The sequence below is a fragment of the Roseomonas genomospecies 6 genome (genome assembly GCF_008365375.1).
GTDB lineage: Bacteria > Pseudomonadota > Alphaproteobacteria > Azospirillales > Azospirillaceae > Azospirillum.
Genome location: NZ_QOKW01000008.1, coordinates 213672 through 232429, shown reverse-complemented (window position 1 = coordinate 232429; position 18758 = coordinate 213672). Strand labels below are relative to the sequence as shown.

Annotated in this window: 19 protein-coding genes and 1 rRNA gene; 2 read left to right on the top strand and 18 right to left on the bottom strand. The window is 69.6% G+C overall.

Going from position 1 to position 18758, the window contains the following annotated elements; genetic code table 11:
• A 5S ribosomal RNA gene (gene rrf, locus DS843_RS13165) occupies positions 1 to 111 on the top strand; the annotation flags it as partial.
• A 353-nt stretch (positions 112 to 464) separates the two neighbouring features.
• Here the strand turns inward: rrf and DS843_RS13155 are convergent.
• From DS843_RS13155 to DS843_RS13120, 8 genes are read right to left on the bottom strand one after another with little or no spacing between them, the layout of a single operon-like run.
• Positions 465 to 746, bottom strand: a complete 282-nt coding sequence (locus DS843_RS13155) for a hypothetical protein (RefSeq protein ID WP_149469338.1) — start codon at positions 744 to 746, stop codon at positions 465 to 467.
• A complete protein-coding gene (locus DS843_RS13150; protein ID WP_149469337.1) occupies positions 743 to 3355 on the bottom strand; it encodes a chemotaxis protein CheA in 2613 nt (870 codons plus the stop codon). The genes DS843_RS13155 and DS843_RS13150 overlap by 4 nt, the downstream gene beginning before the upstream one ends.
• The gene (locus DS843_RS13145) at positions 3352 to 3822 is read right to left on the bottom strand and encodes a response regulator (RefSeq protein WP_149469336.1); all 471 of its coding nucleotides are present in this window, start codon (positions 3820 to 3822) and stop codon (positions 3352 to 3354) included. The genes DS843_RS13150 and DS843_RS13145 overlap by 4 nt, the downstream gene beginning before the upstream one ends.
• The gene (locus DS843_RS13140; RefSeq protein WP_286192077.1) at positions 3819 to 4685 is read right to left on the bottom strand and encodes a CheR family methyltransferase; all 867 of its coding nucleotides are present in this window, start codon (positions 4683 to 4685) and stop codon (positions 3819 to 3821) included. Before DS843_RS13140 ends, DS843_RS13145 begins: the two co-directional genes overlap by 4 nt.
• 14 nt (positions 4686 to 4699) lie before the next feature.
• Positions 4700 to 5323 carry a HEAT repeat domain-containing protein gene (locus tag DS843_RS13135; RefSeq protein ID WP_149469335.1) on the bottom strand — a complete coding sequence of 208 codons (624 nt, stop codon included), beginning with the start codon at positions 5321 to 5323 and terminating at the stop codon, positions 4700 to 4702.
• A gap of 1 nt (position 5324) precedes the next feature.
• Positions 5325 to 6416, bottom strand: coding sequence for a chemotaxis-specific protein-glutamate methyltransferase CheB (gene cheB, locus DS843_RS13130; RefSeq protein ID WP_149469334.1), 1092 nt, complete (start codon positions 6414 to 6416; stop codon positions 5325 to 5327).
• Positions 6417 to 6463: 47 nt separating this feature from the next.
• Positions 6464 to 8005, bottom strand: a complete 1542-nt coding sequence (locus tag DS843_RS13125) for a chemotaxis protein CheW (protein WP_149469333.1) — start codon at positions 8003 to 8005, stop codon at positions 6464 to 6466.
• Positions 8006 to 8048: 43 nt separating this feature from the next.
• Entirely contained in the window at positions 8049 to 9977 is a 1929-nt protein-coding gene (locus DS843_RS13120; RefSeq protein ID WP_149469332.1) for a methyl-accepting chemotaxis protein, read from the bottom strand.
• Between the two features lie 267 nt (positions 9978 to 10244).
• On the opposite strand from DS843_RS13120, the gene DS843_RS13115 reads away from it, so the two are divergent.
• On the top strand, positions 10245 to 10676 hold the full coding sequence (locus DS843_RS13115) for a bacteriohemerythrin (protein ID WP_167525296.1): 432 nt from the start codon (positions 10245 to 10247) through the stop codon (positions 10674 to 10676).
• 88 nt (positions 10677 to 10764) lie between these two features.
• Here DS843_RS13115 and DS843_RS13110 read toward each other — a convergent pair whose 3' ends face one another.
• Genes DS843_RS13110 through DS843_RS13070 form a run of 10 tightly spaced genes read right to left on the bottom strand, consistent with a single transcriptional unit; the run spans position 10765 to position 18743 of the window.
• Positions 10765 to 12663 (bottom strand): hybrid sensor histidine kinase/response regulator, encoded by a 1899-nt coding sequence (locus tag DS843_RS13110; protein WP_167525295.1) that lies wholly within the window; start codon positions 12661 to 12663, stop codon positions 10765 to 10767.
• Positions 12664 to 12682: 19 nt separating this feature from the next.
• A complete protein-coding gene (locus DS843_RS31185) occupies positions 12683 to 13318 on the bottom strand; it encodes a chemotaxis protein CheX (protein ID WP_167525294.1) in 636 nt (211 codons plus the stop codon).
• On the bottom strand, positions 13318 to 13713 hold the full coding sequence (locus tag DS843_RS13105) for a response regulator (protein WP_149469329.1): 396 nt from the start codon (positions 13711 to 13713) through the stop codon (positions 13318 to 13320). Before DS843_RS13105 ends, DS843_RS31185 begins: the two co-directional genes overlap by 1 nt.
• A 48-nt stretch (positions 13714 to 13761) precedes the next feature.
• Positions 13762 to 14796: an ATP-binding protein gene (locus DS843_RS13100; RefSeq protein WP_149469328.1), complete on the bottom strand. Its 1035-nt coding sequence runs from the start codon at positions 14794 to 14796 to the stop codon at positions 13762 to 13764.
• On the bottom strand, positions 14796 to 15212 hold the full coding sequence (locus DS843_RS13095; protein WP_208852232.1) for an anti-sigma regulatory factor: 417 nt from the start codon (positions 15210 to 15212) through the stop codon (positions 14796 to 14798). Before DS843_RS13095 ends, DS843_RS13100 begins: the two co-directional genes overlap by 1 nt.
• Positions 15209 to 15589 (bottom strand): STAS domain-containing protein, encoded by a 381-nt coding sequence (locus DS843_RS13090; RefSeq protein WP_149469327.1) that lies wholly within the window; start codon positions 15587 to 15589, stop codon positions 15209 to 15211. Before DS843_RS13090 ends, DS843_RS13095 begins: the two co-directional genes overlap by 4 nt.
• 4 nt (positions 15590 to 15593) lie before the next feature.
• Complete coding sequence (locus tag DS843_RS13085; protein ID WP_167525293.1) at positions 15594 to 16406, bottom strand: STAS domain-containing protein; 813 nt, start codon at positions 16404 to 16406, stop codon at positions 15594 to 15596.
• A 59-nt stretch (positions 16407 to 16465) separates the two neighbouring features.
• Positions 16466 to 16876: a response regulator transcription factor gene (locus DS843_RS13080; protein ID WP_149469325.1), complete on the bottom strand. Its 411-nt coding sequence runs from the start codon at positions 16874 to 16876 to the stop codon at positions 16466 to 16468.
• A gap of 12 nt (positions 16877 to 16888) precedes the next feature.
• Positions 16889 to 18379, bottom strand: a complete 1491-nt coding sequence (locus DS843_RS13075) for an ATP-binding protein (RefSeq protein ID WP_167525292.1) — start codon at positions 18377 to 18379, stop codon at positions 16889 to 16891.
• Entirely contained in the window at positions 18369 to 18743 is a 375-nt protein-coding gene (locus DS843_RS13070) for a hypothetical protein (RefSeq protein ID WP_149469323.1), read from the bottom strand. The genes DS843_RS13075 and DS843_RS13070 overlap by 11 nt, the downstream gene beginning before the upstream one ends.
• Positions 18744 to 18758 lie beyond the last annotated feature (15 nt).

The following is an 18758-nucleotide window of genomic DNA, read 5'->3' as shown; positions in this document are numbered from 1 at the left end:
TGGTCATGGCGAGGCTCCCAACACCCGATCCCATCCCGAACTCGGCCGTGAAACGCCTCAGCGCCGATGGTACTGCGTCTCAAGACGTGGGAGAGTAGGTCGCCGCCAGGTCACCACGGCACACGCCCGACCAAAACCGGTCCGGACGCAGCGGAACGTTGTACAGTCACGCGACAATCGGCTTCATGAACGACAAAGCCGGCGCTTCTCCGCAAGGGAAGCGCCGGCTTTTTGTCGTGTTAGGGGTGCTGGAGTTGGGCCCCCTCGCTGACCCTCCCCCGCGCAGCGGGGGAGGGGACAAATCGAGCTGATCGCCGCCCACTGCGAGGCATGCTCGGCTTCGTGCTCGAACACCATCCGCACCGCGCGCTCGCGGACTTCAGGGGCGTATTTGGGTGACGCCGGTTTCGTCATGACGACCCCATCCGCTCATGAAACGGGGCCTCCGACAAACCCGGGGCGGTTCACCTCCCGTTGGGTTCGGGTCCGTCGGGTTCGGGCCCGCCGGGTTCAGGCTGTCCAAAGCGGCCCGCCAGCAGGGCGGCCAGCAGGGACTCGGCGGGCGGCATCCGGATGGGCAGGGGCGAGGCCAGGAGAAGCTGGAGGACCGCCGTGTGGACGGACCGGCAGCCGCCCAGGTCGAAGCCTGTGGGGGTGCCCGTCTGCAGCAGTTCCAGAAGCCGCTCGGCCTCTTCCACCGGGCAGGCGCCTTCGAGATGGATGGTGGCTCCGTCAAGCCGGATCATTCGACAAGCTCCTTCAGGTTCATGACCAGCAGCACCCGGCCGTCGCCCAGCAGCGCCGTGCCCAGATAGCCCGGCATCCCGGACAGCGGGCCGTCCAGCGGCTTCACGATGACCTCCATCCCTTCACCGAAGGCTTCGATGGCGAGGCCGACCGCCTGCTTGTCCACCCGCACCACCAGCACGGCGACCTCCTCGGCCTCGGCCTTGGGCGGCAGGTCCAGCAAGCGGTCCAGATGCACCAGGGGGATGATGCGGTCGCGCAGCAGGAAGGCTTCCTTGTCCTTGATCGCCACCACGTCGCCGCGCGGGATGCGCACCGTTTCGGCGATCTCGTCCATCGGAATGCCGAACTGCCGGCCCGACACCTCCAGCGTCATCACCCGTGTGACGGCCATGCTCAGCGGCAGATGCAGGCTGACCGTGGTCCCGGTTCCGGGGACGCTGGTCAGTTCCACCCGCCCGCCGGTCTTTTCGATGGCGGTGCGCACGGCGTCCATTCCGACTCCGCGCCCGCTGACGTCCGTCACCGCGGCGGCGGTGGAGAAGCCGGCGGCGAAGATGAGGTTGATCGCCTCCCCGTCGCTCAGCCGCTGGGCGGCGTCGCGGTCCATCAGGCCCTTTTCGACCGCCTTCTCGCGCATCACGGCGGGGTCGATTCCGCGTCCGTCGTCGGCGATGCGGATGATGACCTGATCGTTGTCCTGGCTGGCGCCCAGGGTGAGGCGGGCGGTTTCCGGCTTGCCGGCGGCGGCGCGGTCGGCCTCGAACCCGTGGTCCAGGCTGTTGCGCACCAGATGCAGGATCGGTTCGAACAGATTCTCGATGACCGTCTTGTCGGCCTGGGTCTCCTCGCCCTCGATCACCAGATCGACGTGCTTGTTCAGCTTGCGCGACAGATCGCGGACCAGACGGGGAAAGCGCTGGAACACGGTGGACACCGGCAGCATCCGCACCTGCATGATGCTGTTGCGCAGCTCCAGCGCGATGCGGTCGATGACGGCGTGCTGCTCCTTGATCTCCCGCGCCATCTCGCGCGAGCCGTAGACGTTCTCGGCCCGGCGGGCCAGGAAGGGCAGGCCGTTCTTGGCCACCACAAGCTCGCCGATCAGGTTCATCAGCGCGTCGATCCGGCCCTGGTCCACGCGCAGAACGGTGGAAGGACGATCGCCCCCATCCTGCGGGGCACCGCCGCTTCCGGCTGCCGGAGACGGTGCCGCCATGGTCTTCGGAGCGGCGGATGCCGGCGGAGCGGTCCGGCGGAGCGGCTTCGCCGCGGGCACAGGCGCGGCGACCGGCTTCGGAGCGGCCGGCGGGTCCAGAACCTCGGCGATGGCGTCCAGAAGCGGCTTGGCGTTTCCGGCGTTCAGGGCAGCGTCGCCGGCCCGCAGCATCCGTTCGGCCTCGCCACTCCGCCCGCTGAAGCGCAGGGCGTTGGCCGCCACCTTGGCGGCGGCGCCGATGCTTCCGGCCAGCCATGCGGCGGAGCGCACCGCCTCCAGCGTCCGGCGCTGCTCGTCCAGAACGCGCAGAACCGCCTCGCTCAGCGGCGGCTGGGCCGGTTCCGCGGGGCCGCCGCCCAGGGCGGCGATCAACGGCTCCAGAACCGACCGGTCGGCGCTCTCCGCTCCCGCCAGCCGGGCCAGACGGCGCAGCAGCGCCGCCGCGGCCTCGTCGTCGCCCGTCTCCTCCTCGGCCATGATCCGGGCGGCCTCGGCCAGCCCGGGGCGGTCGCCGCGCTCCAGCAGCAGGGTCAGCGGCTCGGCCAGCGCCGCCGCCGGACCGGCGACCGGGGGCAAACCCGCCAGGGCCAGGATCGCGGGCTCGATCTCGATCAGGTCGGACTGGTTGCCGACGTAACGCAGCAGATGCGCCACCTCCTTGCGGGGGGCGGTGGACAGGGCCTGGAAGGACAGAACGCAGGAAAAGGGGTCGTATTCGGCCAGCGGCGACCAGGCGACCGGGGGAACCGCCGCCAGATGGGCGCGTTCGGGCACCTGCGTCATCAGGGCCAGCGGATCGTCGCCCTTGAAGAAGCACTGGGGTTCGGGACGGTAGGTGATGGCCAGGACCGGGGCGCCGGCCGCCGCCGCCCGCTCCGCCGCGTCCATCAGCGCGTCTTCCGGCACGCCGGACAGCCAGCGCGGCAGGGCTTCGGCTTCCTCCGTCTCCGCGCCGTGCCCGTTTCCGGCGTCGGTTGCCGCGTCCGCCTCCCCGTCCGCCGGGGGGCCGTCCAGCCAGGCGCGCAGGGCGGCGATGACTGGGCGCCCGCGCTCGGCGGCGGTGTCGGGCAGGGTCTCGGTGTCCTCGATGTGGTCCAGCCACGCCGACACGAGGTCGAGCGCCGCCAGGATCTGGTCCAGCATCGCGGGGTCCAGCACCAGCCGGTGTTCGCGCAGGGCGACCAGCAGATCCTCGCCCGCGTGCAGCACGGCGGTCAGGGCCGGGATGTCGAACAGTCCCGACGATCCCTTCAGCGTATGGACCGAGCGGAACACGGCGTTGAGCAGCCCGCCGCTGTGGGGATCGCGTTCCAGCCCCAGCAGGCCGTCGGTGGTCGCGGCGATCTGTTCGCGGGCTTCCACCAGGAACTGGGCGAGAAGGGGGCTCATGGCTCGGTCGCTCCCGTCATGATGGCGGCGAACAGGCGCAGGTCGTCCACGCTGATCGGCTTGACCAGATACAGGTTCACCCCCACCGCGCGGGCGGCGGCGATGTCCTTGTCCCGGTTCAGGGTGCTGGTCATCATCACCGGCAGGCAGGCGATCTCCTCCGTCGTGCGCAGGGTGCGGACGAAGGTCAGGCCGTCCATCTTGGGCATGTTCACATCGACCAGGATCAGGTCGTAGGGGCCGCTCAGCGCCTTCTCCAGCGCCTCGATCCCGTTGAAGGCCTCGTCCACGGTGTAGCCGCCGGGCTGTTCCAGCGCCTGCCGGTAATAGGCCCGGATCAGCGCCGCGTCGTCGACGATCAGCAACCGCTTCGGCGGGTGGGCACGGACGTGCGCGTCGCTGCCGATGCCGGTGGGGCCGATGCCGGTCGGGCCTGTCGGGACGGGGGGTGTCGTGCTGGGGCTCATCGGGCTGGCCTCTGGTAGACGATGGCGTCCGTGAAGCGGCGGACCGCGAACAGCGGGGAGATCCGGCTCATGGATTCGGAATGCCCCAGGCAGACGAAGCCGCCGGGACGCAGGCTGGAATACATGCTGTCCGCGACCTCGCGGCGGGACACATCGTCGAAGTAGATCAGCATGTTGCGGCAGAAGATGACGTCGATGTCCGTCATGCAGGCCATCTGCGCCCGGTCGGAGGCGTTGATCCGGGTGAACTCGATGGAGTTGCGCAGCGAATCCACGATTTGCCAACGGTCGCTGGAGGGCCGTTCGAAGTAGCGGTCCAGCACCCATTTCGGCAGCCGCTGCACCGACCGCGCGTCGTACAGCCCCTGGCGGGCGGCGGAAAGGACCTGGGTGTCGATGTCCGACGCGATGATCTCCACGTCGTACTGGTCCACGTCGGCCCAGTTCTCCAGCAGCCAGATGGCGATGGAGTAGGGCTCCTCCCCGGTGGAGCAGGGCAGGGACCAGATGCGCACCGGCTCGCCGCGCCGCTTGCCGCGGACCACCTCGGGCAGGATGGAGTTGGCGAGACAGGCGAACTGGTACTCCTCCCGCCAGAAATAGGTTTCGTTGACGGTCAGACTGTTGACGATCTCTTCCAGTTCGCGCCCCGTGCTGTCGAAGCGCAGGAGCGCCAGATAGGACTGCACGCTGCTGACCCCGCTGCGCTCCACCCGTTCCAGGATGCGGCGGTCGATGAAGTAGCGTTTCGCCTCGCCGTACGACAGTCCGGTGCGGCGGTAGATGAATTCGCAGAAGCGCGCGAACTCCTCGTCCGTGACCACGGTGGGTTGCGACGATCCGGCCGTCCTGGGCATCGCCATGGGGGATGTCCCTTTCAGTCGGTGGGAAGGCGGGACAAGGCGGTTTCCACGGAAAACCGCAGGAACGGGCTGTTCGGGATGCGTTGCAGGACGGCGGCCAGAACCGCCGCCGTGTTCGCCGTGCCGGTTTCCGCCAGCACGTCGATGAAGGCGCAGCACACGTTGACCTCCTTCTCCGAGGCCAACAGATGCTCCAGCGTCTGGGCCACGGCGCCGCCGGCCCGGCCGCGTCCGATCTCGGCGGCCATGATGCGCACCTGCGGGTCGGGGTCGCGGATCAGCGTGTCGAAGAAGGGCAGGGCGTCCTGCCCCATGTCGGCCAGCGCCTCGGCGGCGGCGAAGCGGCAGCCCGCCCGGTCGGAGCGCAGCAGCGGGGCGAGAACCGCCGCCGCCGCCGGCCCGCCGATGGCGACCAGATTCAGCACCAGCGCCTCCACCACGCGGGTGTCGTCCTCGACCTCCAGCCGCCCGGCGATCAGGTCGATGGCGTCGGGAAAGGCGCGGCAGGCGCGGGCGGCGGTACGGCGCCGGTCCGCGCTGTCGGCGTTCATGTCGGCCAGCACGGAATCGCGGCTGGCGATGTCCCGGTCGGGACCGCCGGAGGCGGCGGCGCCGGAAGGAGCCTTCACGAGCGGCATGTCAACGCACCCATTTTTCCAGTTGCTCGACGACGCGGTGGACGGGCAGGACCACGTCGGCCCCGCCCCGGCGGATCAGATCCTGGGGCATCCCCCAGACGACGGCGGTTTCTTCCGATTCGGCGATGGTGCGGCCCCGCCGCTCGCGCAGGGTGGCCATCGCCGCCGCCCCGTCGTTGCCCATGCCGGTCAGCAGCACGCCGATCAGCCGGGCGGGCTCCACCACCTCCAGCGCGCTTTCGACCATGCGGTCGACGCTGGGGTGCCAGATGTGGGTGGGCGACGCCGGGGCCGGCAGTGCCGTCAGGCCGTTGGGCCGGCGGGCGATCAGCAGGTCGGCGTCGCCGCGCGCGATGTAGGCGGTGCCGGGGCGCAGCAGCGTGGGGCTGTCCACCTCCCGCACCTCGATCGCGCTGGCGTTGTCCAGACGGCGGGCGAGAACCCCGGTGAAGTTGGCCGGCATGTGCTGGCAGACGACCACCGGCCAGCGGAAATCGGCGGGCAGCAGCGGCAGGATGCAGTCCAGGGCTCCCGGTCCGCCGGTCGAAACCCCGATCAGCACCAGTCCGCGCCCCGCCATCGCGTCGGCGGCGCCGGCCGCGGTTCTCGCGGCGGGCTTTGGGGCGGCCGCGCGGGGCGGCGGAGCGGTCAGCCCGGCGTGCTGGCGGCGGATGCGCTGCGCCAGGTTGCGGGTGCGCAGCCGCGCCTTGGCCGCCGCCCGCACCTTCGCCACCAGCTCCCGCTCGATGGTGTCGATGGTCAGCGACACCGTGCCGTCGGGCTTGGGGATGAAGTCCACGGCCCCCAGCTCCAGCGCCTCCAGGGTCGCCATCGCCCCCTTCGAGGTCAGCGACGACACCATCACCACCGGCCGCGGACTCTCGGTCATGATGTGGCTGAGGCAGGTCAGCCCGTCCATCTCCGGCATGTTGACGTCGAGCGTCACCACATCGGGCTGCTGTTCGCGCACCGCAGCCAGGGCTTCCGCGCCGTTGCGGGCGAAGGTGATCTCGAAGTCCCCTTGCTCTCCGAAGATCCGCCCCATATGGCGCCGCATCAGGGCGGAATCGTCAACGATCAGCAGCTTTATCATGACCGGCAATCTGGCTGGTGGTTCAGGCGGCGTGTGATCGCCCCGGTTCAGGCGGCTTCCCCCGCATACTCCCCGACCGCCGCGACCTCGGCGGTGTCGAGAAGGTTGTCCACGTCGAGCAGCAGGATCATCCGCTTGCTTTTCTCCAGGTTGGCGACGCGCCCGATCAGGCGGGTCTGCTCCTCGGACATGGACGGGGTGGGGCCTATGGCGGAGCGGGGGATCTTCAGGACCTCCGACACGCTGTCGACGATGAAGCCGGTGCGCTTGCCGGCGATGGTGAAGACCATGATCCGCTGGCGGTCGTTGCGCTCCACATCCGGCAGGTCGAAGCGGCGGCGCTGGTCGATCACCGGCAGGACCGAGCCGCGCAGATTCACCACCCCTTCGATGAAGGCCGCGGTCTTCGGCACGCGGGTCAGCTCCTCCGGAACGCGGACGATCTCGTTCACGCTGGCGATCGGCGCGCCATACTCCTCGTTGCCCAGGCGGAAGACGACGAACTGCTCCTCCTCGTCCGCCAGGACGCTGCGGGTGAACGTGTCATCGGCCATCTCGGTGCCCTCCTGATCCCGAACGGCGGCGAGGGCCGAACGCACGGCGTCGTGGTGGAAAAGCTGCTCGGCGGACAGGATCGACACCAGCCGGCGCCCGTTGTTCAGGCGGCAGATCGATTGGATCTCGCCCCGTCCGTCGCCCAGCATGGCCGGCAGCGGGTCCACCACGTCCTTGCGCACGCGAAGGACCTCGCGCACCGTGTCCATCACCACGCCGACCGAGTTGCGTTCGTCCAGCGGAACGACGACGATCTTGCTGCGCTCGTCCAGCGGCGTTTCCGGCAACCGGAACATCGCCCGCAGGCTGACCAGCGGCAGCAGCCGGTTGCGCAGGGTCATCACCCCCAGCACATAGGCGTCGGTGCGGGGGATGCGGCTGATGAGGTCGGGCACCTGCACGATCTCCTGCACGCTTTCGATGCCCAGCGCGTATTCCTGCCGCGCCACCTCGAAGCTGACCAACTGGAGTTCGTCGCTGACCGCGCCGTCGGCCTGGGCGCGCCCCAGGTCGCCCGCCGCGGTCACCCGCGCCGCGCGGGAGCGGACGGCGTTCTCCCCGCCGTTCTCGCGCTGGATCAGCCGCTGCGGGTCGATGATCATGATCATGGCGTGGCCGTTGACGCCTTTGATCATGCCGCGCAGCAGGTCGGTCTCCACCGTCGCCTGGATCGTCTCGGCGGGTTCGATCTGGCCGGGGTCCACCGTCACCACGGCGGCCATGCGGTCCACCACGAAGCCCACCGGAACGCCCTGGTTCAGCACCACGACGCGGGTGGAGTCGTCGTGGGGGCGGTCCTCGAACTGGAAGATCCGGCGCAGGCTGGTCACCGACATGACCGTGCCGCGCAGGTTGGCGAGCCCTTCCAGGCTGGCCGGACTTTTCGGCACGCCGACCACGGGCGGCATGCGGATGATTTCCTGGACCTCGGCCAGCGGCACCGCGAACATCTCGTCCTTGACGTAGAAGGTCACGTATTGCCGCGTGTCACCGGCGGGGCCCGTATCGGCGGTTGCCGCAGTGTTGATGGTCATGGGTCAACCCTTCCTCGCGGATTTGGCGCTTGCGGGTCGCCCCTCAATCGGCGGAATTCTGGAGTTCGTCGGCGAGGCTGGCGATCTCCTCGACGGCGGCGGCCAGTTCCTCGGCCCCGCGGGCCTGCTGCTTGGCGGCGGCGGAGGCTTCCTGGGCGGCGCGGGAGGCTTCCTCGGCGGCGGCGGCGATCTGCTGCACGCCCTTCTTGGCCTCCTCCAGGGCGGCCAGGATTTCCTCGGCCCCGCTGCGGATGCTGCTGTTGCCGTTCAGCACGACTCCCATGTCCCGCGCGGCGTTGGTCAGGTTCAGGGTGATCGCCTTGTTCTTTTCCACTTCCGCCAGGGCGGAGGTCGCGATCTGCTCCAGATCGCTGCGGACGGCGACGATCTGGTCCTGGGTCGCCTTCACCACGTCCTTGATGCGGTCGGCGTTCTCGGCGCTGTCGCGGGCGAGGTTGCGGATGTCGGTGGACACCACGGCGAAGCCCTTGCCGAACTCGCCGGCCCGCGCCGCCTCGATGGAGCCGTTGACGGCCAGCATGTTGGTCTGCACCGCCACCGTGGAGATGGCGTCCACGATCTTGTCGATGCGGCGGCTGACCTGCTCCAGGTTGTTCATGAGCTGGTTGGATTTGCGGGTCTCGTCCAGTGCCTGGATCACGCCCTCGATCAGCCCTTCGATGGCCGTGTTGCTGTCGTTCAGCAGCTTGGTCAGGAGCTGGGCGCGCTCCAGCGAATCCCCGGCGTTGTCCTGGAACAGCTTGGCGCTGCGCTCGATCTGGTTGATCGCGGCGGAGGATTGCTGCGTGGCGGCGGAGGACTGCTGCGCGCCCTTGGAGATCTGCTCGATGGCGGCCATGATCTGGGTGGCGGCGCTGGAGATCTCCTGGACCGCGGCGGACAGCTCCTCGGCGGCGGAGGCGACCTCCTCGGCGCTCTTGGTGATGTCGGTGGAGTTGCGCAGATCCTCCGCAATCGTCTGAAGTTCTCCCGACGCGGTCTGCGACTGGCTCAGCGCGGCGGTCTGCTGATCGACGGTGCGCAGGGCCTCGTCGCAGGCGGCGGACTGTTCCTCGGCGGCGGCGGCGATGCTCTCCGACCCCTTCTGCGCCTCGCGGGCGGCGCGCTCGGCCTCGATGGCGGAGGCGGCGATGTCGCCGGCACCCTTCCCCAGGATCTGGATGTCGGTGCGCATCTGCTCAAGCTGCCCGGTGACGGTGCGGCCCTTTTCCACCTCGCCCTTGGCGGCTTCGGCGGCGGTGTTGATGCCCTGGGCGATGACCGTCACCTCGCTCTGGATCTGGCCGACCAGCTCCTGGATGTCGCGGGCGCTCTTCTCGGAGGTCTCGGCCAGCGTCCGCACCTCGTCGGCGACGACGGCGAAGCCCTTGCCGTGCTGGCCGGCGCGGGCGGCCTCGATGGCGGCGTTCAGGGCCAGGAGGTTGGTCTGGTCGGCGATGCGGGCCACGGCCTTGACGATCTCGCCGATGTTGGCGGCCTGCTTCTCCAGTTCCACCACCATGTCCACCGACGCAAGCTGGCGTTCGGCGTTGGCGCCGATGCTGGTCACCGACGCGGCGATCTGGGCGCTGACCTCGGCCAGCAGGAGCTGGAGCTGAGTGGACTTCTGCCGGCTGACCTCGGCCTGGTCCTTGGATTCCAGGATGGCCTTGGCGATGTTGGTGACGGCGGTCATCGATTCCTGGGCGGCGCCCGAAGCTTCCTGGGCACCGGCCGCGATCTGCTCCATCGATTTGCGGAGCTGTTCGGACGCGGACGCGGATTCGGAAATGCCGCTGGCCATCTGCGATGTGGCGGAAGCCACCCGTTCGGCCACCTTCTGCTGGCGGGCGAAGGTGCGCGCGCGCTTGCGCTGGGCGTCGGCGGTGGCGCTGCCCCGCCCGTTGCCGGAGATCGTGCCCGTCCCAGCGGTTCCCGGTTGGCCAACGTCCGCCTTCTTCACCAGTGCCATCGTTCCACTCCAAGTCGATCAATTCGCCCTGCCGAAGGGCGCGCGGCACTGTGGCACCGCCCCGGTGGCGGCGGCAGATGGGGGCGACCCTATTGGGGTGCGCCCTATCAGGGTTGACCCCAGGAGGGCCGGGCACCGAGCGTGACAGGGCCGGGATGGGTGGAAACAACGGGAGGAAAGCAATTGGGTGTAGACTCGACGAGAATGTTTTGACAGGATTTCCCGCAGGTGAATAAATACCGCGGAGAGGACGCATTCATGGGACTCATGGCGCTGTCCTGGACAACCGAGATGTCGGTCGGTGATGAACTCGTCGATCGGCAGCATCGCGAGATACTCGCTTTGACTGCAAAAATGGCGGACTGTGCCAAGCGTCCCGGCGGGCGGGAGGAGGCGTTTCCCGTCCTGACCTCTCTTCTGGCGTCACTGGATGAACATTTCGCCGATGAGGAGCGGCAGATGCTCGACACCCGCTACGCCGGGGCCGACGCGCACCGGAGGGAGCACGAAGCCATGGCGCGAACCCTGCGGACCTTGCGGGCGTCGGTGCGCTTCCCGGCGGAGCTGATCCGCTCCACCATCACCATCCTGCCCCGGTGGATTGCCGCTCATCAGGCCAACCAGGACAGCGGCCTGTCCCGCCACGCCGCGCTGCTCGTGGGCGTCACGTCCTGCCTTCCGGTGGCGAGCCGCTTCTGAAATCGCCACCGTCCGGTGTCATGGCCCTTTCAATCAATGCCAACGCATTGATTTGTCAGTCTTCACGGTTGGAAAATGACGGAAGCGATCATTTTCCAACCGTATCAGGGCGGTTGCGTGATTCCGAACCGGGCCGCTGCCGAAGGGCGGAAGCGATGGCCCGTTCCAGGTCGGCGCGGCCGAAGGGCTTGCGCAGGACCGCCGCGGGTCCGACGGCGTCCAGAAGAGCCGTGTCGAACCCGTGATACCCCGACATCAGCACCACGGCGAGCTGCGGAAACATCCGCCGCGCCTCGCAGGCCAGCGCGATCCCGTTCATGCCGCGGGGAAGCATGACGTCGGTCACCAGCATGTCGAAATCCTCCTCCGCCATACGGTCCAGGGCGTCCGGCCCGTTGGCGGCGGCGGCCACCCGGTGACCGCCCCGGGAGAGCATGGCGAGGACTCCGGCGCGCACCTGCGGGTCGTCCTCGGTCAACAGCAACCGCAGATGGGGCAGGGTGGGCGGCGGGCCTTCCTCCGCGTCCTCCGCGTCGCTCCCGGCGGTGGCGGACGCATCCTCAGGCGCAGCACAGCGCAGCCGGATGGTGGCGGTGGTCCCGGCCCCCGGGCGGCTGGACAGCAGAAGGTCGCCGCCCGACTGGCGGGCGAAGCCGGCGACCATGCTCAACCCCAGCCCGGTGCCCTTCCCCTGGTCCTTGGTGGTGAAGAAGGGCTCGCAGGCCTTTTCGAGAACCGCCGGAGTCATTCCCGTTCCGGTGTCCGCCACGGCGATGTGGCAATGACCGGGTTCCGGGCCGGGACCGGCGGAGATGGTGATCCGCCCGCCGTCGGGCATGGCGTCCCGCGCGTTGATGAGCAGGTTCAGAAGCGCGTTCTGAAGCTGGGTGCGGTCGGCCATCACCGCGGACCCGGCCAGGATGGGGGCGACGGCGATCTCCACCGACACGCCCAACAGCGGAGCGGCCAGCCGCAGGATGTCCTCCACCGCGGCGTCCAGCGTCACCCGGACGGGGTTCAGCGGCTGGCGTCGGGCGAAGGACAGCAATCCGTCGGTCAGGACGCGGCCCCGGTCGGCGGCCTGCACGATCTCTGCGGCGTGGGCCGCGGCCTCGCCGCCGGCGAGTGCCAGCACCAGCTCGGCGTTGGCCCGGATGACCATCAGCAGGTTGTTGAATTCGTGGGCGACGCCGCCGGTCAGCGCGCCAAGCGCCTGGATGTGCTCGGTCCGGCGCAGGTTTTCCGCCGTCAGATTGCGCTCGGTCACGTCGCGGATGAACAGGGTGAAATGGCGCACCCCGTTGTTCATCCAGGAGCCCATGGAGATCTCGGCGTCGAACGTCTTTCCCCCCGCCCCCACGGCGCGGACCGGCATCAGCGGGTCCCCCAGCAACGGAAGTTCCTGAAGCTGCGGCAGAAGGCGGGTGATCGGCTGGCCCCGCATCGCCGCGGCGGAACAGCCGAACCGCTCCTCCGTGGCAGGGTTCATGCCCCAGATGGCGCCGTCCTCATCCACGGTGATGAAACAGTCGCGGGCGGCGTCGACGATGGCATGGTAGCGCGCGTTGCGCTGGGCGCGCAGCTTGCGCTCGCGCTCCACTGCGGCGGTCTGGTCGTAGATCTGGATCAGGCCTCCCATGCCCCGGCCCGTGCGGGTGGGGCGCACGACGATGGACTGGGCCACCCGTTCGTCGGTCAGGCCGTCGCCGCGCAGCAGCGGGAACAGGTCGTGGTTGACGTGGTGCGAGATCACCGCCGGAAGCCCGGTGTCCAGAGCGTCCCGCACCGCGAGATCGACCCTCCCGCCGGCCATGGCGGGAATCAGGGTGAACAGTTCCGTCCCGATGGCCGCCCGGCGCGAGATGCCGGAATGGCGGACCATCCAGGTGTTCCAGACGACGATCCGCCGGGCGTCGTCGACGATGACCACCCCCATGTCCAGCTCGTCCAGAACGGAGGGAGTTGCGGAGGGGCAAGGGTCGGTCATCGCGGCGGATCGGTTCGGGTCATGAGGAAGTCGGGCCGCCCAGTGACCGGCACAACCCGTCCACGTAGCGGGCGATGGCGCTGCGCAGGTTCGACATGGCGTTGAGGTCCAGCAGGAGGATGATGAACCCGCCGATGTCCCGCTCCCGGATGGAGAAGTCGATGGACATGAACAGGACCACGCCGTCGTCGTCATCGCGGATGGTCCGCCGGAAGATCTGCTCCACCCCGCCTTGGAAGCAATGGGGCAGGGTGGCTTCGATCCGGCAGCCCAGCATGTTGGCGATGCTGGCCAAGCAACTGTTGAGGATGACGTTGCCGACCTCGGTCATGGCGTCCTCCTCCAGATCGGCGATCTCCTCCAGCGACATCTGCTCCCCGACGATGGCCTGTACGAGATGAAGACTGCGCGCCTCGGGGAAGACCAGCAGGGCGCGACCGGAGAAGGGGCCGCTGAACTGCTCGCCCACGGCGATCAGCGACGTGTCGCGGTTGCGGGAGATGGCGTCCAGCGCCTCCGCCCGCGACAAGGCGCGCACGTCGGGCACCGACATCGCTACGGGCTTGCCCACCATGCGGCTGAGCGCTGCCGCCGAGCGGCTGACCGCCACGTTCAGCAGTTCGGTGACGGCGTCCTGTTCCAGCGCGTCGAACATCACGGTCGGTCCATCGACTCCGCAGCGCCGGGGCCGGCATCGGCGACGAAGCGCAGGATGTCCTCCCGCCGCACCGGCTTGCCCAGGAAACCCAGCCGCAGCCGCTCCGCATTGGCCAGGATGTCGTCCTGCGCGTTGGCGGTGACGAGCGCGATGGCCATGTTGGGCTGGCGGGCGCGGATGACCGCGGCGGCGGACAGGCCGTCCAGGCCCGGCATGTTGTAGTCCATGAACACCATGTCAAAGGCGATGCGCTCGGTCAACTCCAGCGCCGCTTCGGCGTCCGCCGCCTCGATCACATCGGTCTCCATGCCCAGATCGTTCAGCAGGGCGCGCAGCGCCATGCGGGCCAGCTTGCTGTCGTCCACCAGGAGAATGCGTTTGCAGGGATGCATGGGTCGTCGCTTTCCGCCAGAGCCGTCGTCGTTCGAAGAGGCGTTCGTTCAAAGGGTCGCGGGATGGCGCAGCACCATCACCATCTGGTCGTCCACGCGCGGGCAGCCGTCGCGCATCAGCACGGCGGCGGCCAGGGCGGGGTGGGTGTGGAGAAGCCGCCGGTCCAGGAACAGGCTGGCCAGCCGGGAACAGCCGTCGCTGTGCAGGACCACATGGTCGCCGGCTTGCCAGGGAATCCAGACGGTGGGCGGCGGGGTGGCGTTGTAGCCCACCACGCCCCAGCGGCCGGAAAGGGCTGTGCCGGCGCCCTGCCGGATCAGGGTGGCCGCGATGTTGCCGACCCCGGCGTAGCCGATGCGCTCCCCCTCCAGCCGAAGCACCGTGGCGACCGCTCCACGGGTGTCGCGCAGCGCGTGGTGGAGCGCCGTCAGGACCGCGCCCGGATCGGCGTCCGGCGGTGCGGCCTTCGTCTCTGCCTCGGCCCGCCGGGCGGCGGCGGCGGCGGCCTCGCCATGCCCCAGCCCGTCCACCGCCAGCACCAGCCCGTCGCGTCGCATCAGCCACCCGTCGCCGCACCAGTCGCTGCCGGCCATTGCCAGCATCGTCGCGCCGCCGAAGGGCGCCGGGGCGCCGTCCTCCTCCTCCGGAACGCGGGCCAGGACGCGGGCCAGGACGGCGGTGCCCACCCCCGGCAGCGTGTGGATGTCGAAGCGGTCGGCCAACCGCCGCACCGCCCCCAGCCCGTAGCCGAGCCCCCCGGCGGGTGCGCTCCCCGGCGGGCGGGCCGGTCCGGCGATGGCCCGGCCCAGGTCGGCGATGCCCGGCCCATGGTCCAGCGCCAAGCACTCCACCCCCGCCCTGCCGCCGTCCCAGGCCGTCAGCGGGCGCAGCAGCAAGCTTCCCCCGTCCGGCGTGTGGTTCAGCAGGTTGCTGCCCAACTCGCTCACCACCAGCGCCAGCCGGGCGGCGGCGTCCTCTCCCAGCGCCTGGGCGGCGGCAAGATCGGCGGCCACCCCACGGGCGAGCGTCAGGGCGGATGGGGCGTCGATCCTCAGCCGGCGATGGCAATGCAGGGGCAGCATCAGCGCTTCCACAGGACGATGATGACGCGGGTGCCCATTCCGGCGGCGGAGTCGATGGAGAATTCATGGACCAGCCGCCGGGCTCCGGGCAGGCCCAGCCCCATGCCCTTTCCGGTGCTGTAGCCGTCCTGCATGGCGCGGCCCACGTCGGGGATTCCCGGCCCCTCGTCGGTGAAGGTCAGGCGCAGCCCGCTCTGGCCGCCGCGGACCATCTCTTCAACCTCCATCTGGCCGGTGCCGGCGTAGAGCACGATGTTGCGCACCAGTTCGCTGGCGGCGGTGATGAGCTTGGTCTGGTCTACCAGCCCATAGCCCAGGACCTGCCCCGCCTCGTCCACCGCCCGGTGGGCGGCGGCCAGCGATTCCTCGCCGTGGACGGTGACGGTCGCGCGGATCGGGCGCGCGGCGGGCTTCACTCCGACCTGCCCGCGCGGGCGCGGAGGTCCGCGAGGCCGTGCCTGACCGACAGGGCGGCGGGAATGCCGCCCAGATCCATACCCAGTTCCACCATCGTCATCGCGACCTCCGGACGGAGGCCGGCCACCATGGTCTCGGCGCCCAGCAGGCGGATCATGGTGGCCATCGCGTTCAACACCCGCCCCATGTGCGAATCGATCATGCGCATTTGCGCCATGTCGATCAGCGCGGCGTGCGCCTGCTCCGCCACCAGCCGTTCACCCACCTGCTCGGCCAGATGTTCGGCGTCGCTGTCGCCCAGCAGCGGCGGCAGCGTGACGACCAGGATACCGTCCAGCGGCGTGATGTGGGCTTGGGAGGGGGCGGAGGCGGGCATCCGGTCAGTCTCCCCGGACCACGGTGTAGTTCAGCTTGCCGAAGCAGTAGCGCAGCCCCTCGGCCAGCGAGAAGCGCGTCTCGATGGTCGCCAGGTCGATGCCCAGCGACACCATGACCTGGGCGATGGCCGGACGGATGCCGGTGATGACGCATTCCGCCCCCATCAGCCGCGCCGCCGCCACCGTCTTCGCCAGATGCTGGGCGGTCTGGGTATCGACCATCGGCACGCCGCTGATGTCGAGAATGGCGTAGCGCGACCCGCTGCGGGCAACTTCGAACAGCAGCTTTTCCGTGATCGCCTGAGCGCGGCTGGAATCCAGCGTGCCGATGATGGGCAAGGACAGAACCCCCTCCCACAGCGGCACCACGGGAACCGACAGGTCCACCAGCTCCTGGTTCTGGCGGCGGATGATCTGCTCGCGCCGGCCGATGAAGGCGTCCATGGAATAGAGGCCCATGGCGTCGATCAACTTGTGGATGTCCTCCATCGCTCCCGAGCCGCCGGAAAAGACCTCGTTCAGCACATGCTTCAGGCTGAAGACGAAGGTGGCCGTCTGCGACGGGGTCAGCCCCCGCTCGGCGAACTCCACCGACAGGGCCGACAGCAGCTCCCGCAATCCCTCGGTCATCACCGGCGGGGCCTTGCCCAGCGCCTCGGCGAAGGCGTCGAACAGGCCCTCGCACAGATCCTCCACGATGCGGCGGTCGATCTGCGGCATGGGCAGATAGTCCCCCAGATAGGTCCGCCAGACGGTCAGCAGGCGCTGCCGTTCGCTCTGCATGGACGCGGGCGAGAGATCGTGGAGGAAGGTCATGGCCGTGGCTTTCATGGGGGGCGCGTGGGTGGGGAGGTGGAGCGGAACGTGGACGGGCGTCAGGAACGGGCGGTCAGGGCGTCGATGGCACCGATCAGTTCCTGCCGCTCGAAGGGTTTGAACAGGATGCGGTCCGCCCCGAAATCTTCCTGCCGCAGATGGTCGATACCGACGGAGCCGCCTGGGGAGCCATCCGGGGACCCGCCGGGAGAGCTGTTGGGCGAGCCGCCGGTGATGGCGAGGAAGCGCGTCCCCGGAGCCGCCGCCCTCCCTTCGCGGATCACGGTGGCGCCGTCCTTGCCCGGCATCCAGATGTCCGTCACCACCACGTCGAACCCTTCGCGGCGCAGGCGGTCCAGCCCCTCGGCCCCGTCGACGGCGGTGGCGACCTTGTGGCCCTGTCCCTCCAGCACCATGCGCAGGGAAAACATCACCGACGGAACGTCTTCGATGACCAGAATGCGTGCCATGGCTGTTTCTCCTCAGGCGGCGGGGGGAACGAATTCGGGCAGGAACACGGTCGCCACCGTGCCCACCCCGGGGGTGCTGGCCAGCGTGATGTCGCCGCCCATATCCTTCACCAAGCCATAGACGACCGACAGGCCCAGCCCGGTGCCCTGGCCCACGGGCTTGGTGGTGAAGAAGGGTTCGAAGGCCCGTTCCAGAATCGCGGGTCCCATGCCGCAGCCGGCGTCGGCCACGGTGATGCGGGCGCGCCGCGGCTCCGTCCCGTCGGCGGGCTCCAGGTCGAGCGTCACGTCGATGGTGCCGGTCCCTCCCACGGCGGCGGCGGCGTTGCCCGCCAGATTCAGCAGCACCTGGGCGAAGGCTGTGCGGTCGGCCCGCAAGGTCAGCGCGGCCCCCGCGGTGGCGATGCGTTCGCTCAGCACCACCCCCGGACCGACGGCCTTGCACACCAGCGGCAGGGTGGCGGCCATCAGCTCGCCCGCCGTCACCGGGTCCGTGGCGCGTTTGGCGGGGCGCGAGAAGGCCAGAAGGTCGCCGATGATCCGCCGCGCCTTGCGCGCGCAATCCAGCACCATGTCCAGATAGGGGCCGTCGGCGTCGCCCGCGTGCCGGTCCGACAGTTCCTCGGTCAGAAGGGTGATGGGCTGGAGCAGGTTGTTGATCTCATGGGCGACGCCGCCCATCATGCGGCCCATCACCTCCATCCGCTGGCGCTGGCGTTCGGCCTCCTCCCGCCGGGCCTCCTCGGTCACGTCGCTCTGGAAGCCGATGTAGGCGGTGACCGTGCCGTCGCTGTCGCGGATGGGCGCCAGCATCAGGGCGTTGACGAAAGGCGTGCCGTCCTTGCGGTAGTTCAGGATTCGGGTGTCGATCCGGTCGCCCTGGGCGACCGCGCGGCGGATGGCGGCCACCGTGCCGGGATCGCTGCCCGGCCCTTGCAGGAAGCGGCAGTTCCGGCCCAGGATGTCCGCCGGCTCATAGCCCGTCAGGCTCTGGAACCGGCGGTTGACGTAGACCAGCGGGGCGTCCGGCAGCCGGGCGTCGGCGACCGAGATGCTGATGGGGGAGGCGTCGATGATGGCCAGCAGCGTCTGCTTGGAGCGCAGGGTGTCGTTCAGCGTCTCCTCGAACCGGCGCCGTTCGCTGATGTCCTGGACGGTGCCGGTGATCCGCAGCGGGCGTTCGCCGCCACCGGCCTCCACCATGGCGTCGCAGGACAGATGGATGTCGCGCCCCGCCCCCTTCAGGCGGAATTCGCCGCCCCGCACGGCGCCGCCGCCGGGGGCGAACAGGCCCAGCAGGCTGCCGCGGTCGCTGTCGGTCACCGCGTCGAGCAGGGCGGCCAACCCGCGGCCATCCATCCCGTCCACGCCGTAGCGGCAGCCGATCCATTGCAGGCTCCCGGCGATTCCGCTCGGATCGCCGGCCCAGTCGGGTTCGTGGCGGAAGACCGCAAGGCGGGCGCCGTCGAGCGCAACCTCCAGCGTGTCGGGGTCAGTCCGCATCACCCCGCTCCAGCGCCGCCCGATGCACGTTCCGCTGGGCATCGGAGATGTAGAGCCCGACGAGCCGGTCGGGGTCGATGTGGTCGGGCAGAAGGCTGAGGGCGTGGGCGATCACTCCCATCATCTGGCGGATGATGTCATGCTCCTGCGCCTGCGCGAAGAGAAGCCCGTCCAGCGCGTCCTGCATGGCGGCGGTCTCGCGGGCCTGGGCGGAATTCCGATCGGAGTCGGCGGTCAGCAGCCCATCAAGCCGGTCCAAGGTGGCAACCAGTTCCTGGCTGGAGGATTCCAGACGGGCCTGCACCTCCGCCACTTGGGCGGCCAGGACGCGGCAGACACGGGAGCAGTCTTCCTTCGAGCCCACGGGGATTCCCCTTCC